This window comes from Demequina sp. (assembly GCF_024642165.1).
Taxonomy (GTDB): domain Bacteria; phylum Actinomycetota; class Actinomycetes; order Actinomycetales; family Demequinaceae; genus Demequina.
Genome location: NZ_JAHEBP010000152.1, coordinates 1 through 4,019 on the forward strand (window position 1 = coordinate 1; position 4,019 = coordinate 4,019).

At 72.0% G+C, this 4,019-nt stretch carries 4 protein-coding genes and 1 pseudogene; 4 read left to right on the top strand and 1 reads right to left on the bottom strand.

Going from position 1 to position 4,019, the window contains the following annotated elements:
- Positions 1-601: SOS response-associated peptidase (locus Q0L54_RS10675; RefSeq protein WP_296667961.1), on the bottom strand; the 601-nt coding region annotated here is incomplete at its 3' end.
- A gap of 102 nt (positions 602-703) precedes the next feature.
- Here Q0L54_RS10675 and Q0L54_RS10680 point away from each other — a divergent pair.
- The 4 genes and pseudogenes from Q0L54_RS10680 to Q0L54_RS10695 all read left to right on the top strand — a co-directional run.
- The gene (locus Q0L54_RS10680) at positions 704-1,417 is read left to right on the top strand and encodes a hypothetical protein (RefSeq protein ID WP_296667962.1); all 714 of its coding nucleotides are present in this window, start codon (positions 704-706) and stop codon (positions 1,415-1,417) included.
- Between the two features lie 80 nt (positions 1,418-1,497).
- On the top strand, positions 1,498-2,724 hold the full coding sequence (locus Q0L54_RS10685) for an ATPase, T2SS/T4P/T4SS family (protein WP_296667964.1): 1,227 nt from the start codon (positions 1,498-1,500) through the stop codon (positions 2,722-2,724).
- A 13-nt stretch (positions 2,725-2,737) separates the two neighbouring features.
- Positions 2,738-3,583, top strand: a complete 846-nt coding sequence (locus tag Q0L54_RS10690; protein WP_366937961.1) for a type II secretion system F family protein — start codon at positions 2,738-2,740, stop codon at positions 3,581-3,583.
- Positions 3,580-4,019: pseudogene (locus Q0L54_RS10695) on the top strand (pilus assembly protein TadB); the annotation flags it as partial. The gene Q0L54_RS10690 and the pseudogene Q0L54_RS10695, both read left to right, overlap by 4 nt.

The following is a 4,019-nucleotide window of genomic DNA, read 5'->3' on the forward strand; positions in this document are numbered from 1 at the left end:
GCGCGGGCGCCGCGATGGCGGCCAACAGGTCGTCCTTGCTCGCATCGTGGTCCAGCCACACGTCCACCTCCTCGGGCACCAGCATCACGGGCTGCCGGTCGTGGATGTCCCGCATCTCGCCACGCGACGCGGCGGTGACGATGGAGCACGACGCCATCCACGGTGCATCGTCGCCCAGCGCCTTGTCCCGCCAGAACTCGAAGAGCCCGGCGAATGCCAGCGGCGACCCGTCCTGGGTGTGGATGAAGTACGGCGTCTTGCCCGCATCGTCCGTCTTCCATTCGAAGTAGCCGCTCGCCGGCACCACGCAGCGGCGCTTCACGAACGCCGAGCGGAACGAGGGCTTCTCCGCGATGGTCTCCGAGCGGGCGTTGAACATTCGCGAGCCGATGCTCGGGTCCTTGGCCCAGGACGGCACCAAGCCCCAGCGCGCGAGCTCGAGCGAGCGGCCCTCCTCCTTGCGCGCCACCACGATCGCCGTCTCCTGCGTGGGCGCGATGTTGAAGCGGGGGGCGAGCCGTGCATCGTCCGCGATTACGGCGATCTCGAAGGCGTCGATGAGCTCCTGCTCGGTGAGGAAGTTCGCGTAGCGGCCGCACATGCCTCCAGCGTAGGCACGGCGACGGGACGATGCGCGGGTGTGGTGGACCCTTGTGACGGGAGCGGTCCGTGGCTACGTTCGAAGCAGGGGGAGGGGGCGACGATGCTCGAGGACGTGAAGGCGCGCGTGGCGCAGACGCTCGACAGCGACGTGATGCGCACGCCCCCGCGCCCCGCGCCGTCGAACGTGTGGGGGCAGCGGTATCTGCGCTCGTACCTGCGGCTGAGGTTCTTCATCGGAGTGGTGGGGATCGCGCTGCCGTTCGCGCTCGTGGGGGGGAACCTGCTGGCGGGCGCCGGGGTGCAGCCGTCGATCAGCGGCTACTACTACACGGGCATGCGCGACGCGTTCGTGGGGTCGCTGGTCGCGGTGGGCGTGTTCCTGGTGTTCTACATGGTCGCCGAGCGCAACTTCGACAACTACGCGAGCTACGTCGCGGGGTTCGCGGTGCTGGTGGTGGCGTTCTTCCCCACCGATGACCCGTCCGTGGCGGATGACCCGGCGCTGCGGGTGGGCGCCCATTATGCGGCGGCGGTGATCTTCATCCTGGCTCTCGCCGCGATCTCCTTCCGATTCGGGTGGGCGGGGCGCCGGTCCGGCGACCCGGGACAGCTGCAGGCGAGCGGCGAGTGGCGGCTCCACTACGGCTGCGCGGCGGCGATCGTGATCGCGGTGGTGTTCATCGTGGTGTCCCAGCTCACCGGCGTGCTGGCGGACTGGTCGATCCTGATCGGCGAGACCGTCAGCGTGCTCGCCTTCGGCGCCTCGTGGCTCGCGAAGGGTCTCGAGCTGTTCCGGAAGCCACCACCCGCTTAGGGCTGCGCGCGGCGGACCCCACGGTGCCCCCTCCACAGGGGGCTGTCCGGATTGTCCCTTTTGGGTTTACTGTCGCCCCCATGGGGGCAGACGCGCAGGCGCGCATCGAAGAATCGGTGCGCGCCCGTATCCGAGACGGCGGCATCGATCCGATCCGCGAGTCCGGGAAGGTGCGCGCGCTGGTCGCCACCGCGATCGACGAATGGGACGAGACCGCGCTGCTGGGTGGCGGCGCGCCGGTCATGGACCGCGAGGCGCTCGCGCGCACGGTGGTCGACTCGGTCGCCGGGCTTGGCCCGCTACAGCCGCTGCTCGACGATCCTGAAGTCGAGGAGATTTGGATCAACGCGCCGCACGAGGTCTACGTCGCACGCCACGGCGCGAGCGAGCTCACCAACGTGCTGCTCACGGCGGAGTCGGTGAGGGCGCTTGTGGATCGCATGCTCGCCCTGGCCGGGCGCCGGTTGGATCTCAGTTCCCCGTTCGTCGACGCGGCCCTCCCGGGTGGCGAGCGCCTCCACGTGGCGATCCCCGACGTCACCCGCCGTCACTGGGCCGTGAACATCCGCAAGTACATCGCGCGTGCCACCGACGTGGACGACCTCGTGGCGCTCGGCACGCTCACGCCTGCCGCCGGCCGGTTCCTGGACGCTGCGGTGGGCGCGGGCCTGACGGTGCTCGTCTCTGGCGGCACGCAGGCCGGAAAGACCACCACGCTCGGTGCGCTTGCGGGCGCCGTTCCTCCTCGCGAGAGGGTCATCACCTGCGAGGAGGTGTTCGAGCTCGCCCTCAGCCTGCGCGATGTGGTCGCGCTGCAATGCCGCCAGGCGTCGCTCGAAGGCACCGGCGAGATCTCCCTGCGGAGGCTCGTCAAGGAGGCGCTGCGGATGCGGCCGGATCGCATCGTCGTGGGAGAGGTCCGGGGCGAGGAGGCGCTCGACCTGCTGATTGCGCTCAATGCGGGCCTGCCGGGGATGTGCACGATCCACGCCAACTCGGCCCGGGACGCGCTCGCCAAGATGTGCACCCTCCCGCTGCTCGCGGGCGACAACGTGTCGGACCGGTTCGTGGTGCCCGCGGTGGCCTCCGCGATCGACTTGGTGGTGCACCTCGATCTTGGCCGGGATGGCGTGCGGCGGGTGCGCGAGATCGTCGGCGTCTCCGGCCGCGTCGAGTCGGGTGTCATCGAGCTCTCGGAGATCTACGTCCGTCGTGACGGTGTGCTGACGCGAGGCAGCGGGTTCCCGCCGCATCCCGATCGCTTCGCCGGCCGCGGCCTCGAGCTCGCTGAGCTGCTGGTGGCCTGACATGGATGTGGTCGTGGGTCTCGTGCTGGGTCTCGGGTTGCTGCTCGCGTGGCTCTCGTGCTGGGAGGTTCCGCGCGTGCGCCGTTCGCGGTTCGCCGCGGCCGTTCGTTTCGACGACCGCCTGGTACAGGCTGGCGTCGAGGGCGTGAGCCTCGCGGGGTTCGTCGCCGCGGCGGCTGGGATCGCCCTCGCGAGCGCCGGTCTGGTGTGGTCGGTGACGGGATCGCTGGCCGTCGCCGCGTGCATGGGGGCGGCCGCGGCCTACGCGCCGTTCGGCGTGATCGCGGCGCGCGCACGGCGACGACGGGCGCGGCTGCGTGCCGCATGGCCCGACGCCGCGGAGACGCTCGCGTCGGGGATCCGCGCCGGCCTGGCGCTTCCCGAGGCGCTCGGCAGCCTCGGCGAACGTGGCCCCGAGGAGCTTCGACCCGCGTTCGCCGCCTTCGCCGAGGACTATCGCGTGACCGGACGTTTCGACCCGTGTCTCGACGCGCTGAAGGCTCGGCTCGCCGATCCCGTGGCGGATCGCCTGGTCGAGGCCGTGCGCACCGCGAGAGACGTGGGCGGCACCGAGGTGGGACGGGTCCTCAGGTCGCTCGCCCGATTCCTGCGGGACGATGCGCGGGTGCGCGGTGAGCTCGAGGCTCGCCAAAGCTGGACGGTCAACGCGGCACGGCTCGCCGTGGCCGCGCCGTGGGTGCTGCTCGCGCTGCTCGCGACGCGCCCGGCCGGCCTCGCCGCCTTCGATACGGGCGCCGGCGTCGCGGTACTGCTCGGGGGCGCCGCCGCCAGCCTCGGGGCGTACCGACTGATGCGCGCCCTGGGGCGCCTGCCGATCGAGGAACGCGTGATGCGATGACCGTCCTTGTGTGCTTCACGCTCGCCGCCGGGCTCGCTCTGCTCGGGTCGTGGGCGGACGCGCGTCGCTTCTCGCTCGAGCGGCGGATTGGACCGCGCCTCCGCCTCGGTGTTGCTCGCACCGTTCCCCCCGCATCGGTGCTGGGCCGTCTTGCCGCGCCGCTGGTCGCGGATGTCTCCCGCCTCGCGCAGCGCTGGGGCCGGCCGGCCGAGGACATCGAGCGGCGCCTCGCGCGGGCAGGGTCGGATGCCACCGTCGCGCGCCATCGCCTCCACGAGGTGGCCGGCGGCGCGGCCGGGCTGGCGGCCGGGTTGGTGCTCGGCCTCGTCCTGGGCGCATGGCGCGGCGCGGGCCCGGTGCTGGTGGTCCTGGTCGCCGTCGCGTGCGCTGCCGCCGGGACGGTCATGCCGGACCTGCTGCTCGCTCGCCGGGCCAC

Excerpts from the sequence above, each read along its gene's own strand:
- Q0L54_RS10680 (WP_296667962.1), top strand. The coding sequence starts at position 704 with ATGCTCGAGGACGTGAAGGCGCGCGTGGCGCAGACGCTCGACAGCGAC.
- Q0L54_RS10685 (WP_296667964.1), top strand. The coding sequence starts at position 1,498 with ATGGGGGCAGACGCGCAGGCGCGCATCGAAGAATCGGTGCGCGCCCGT.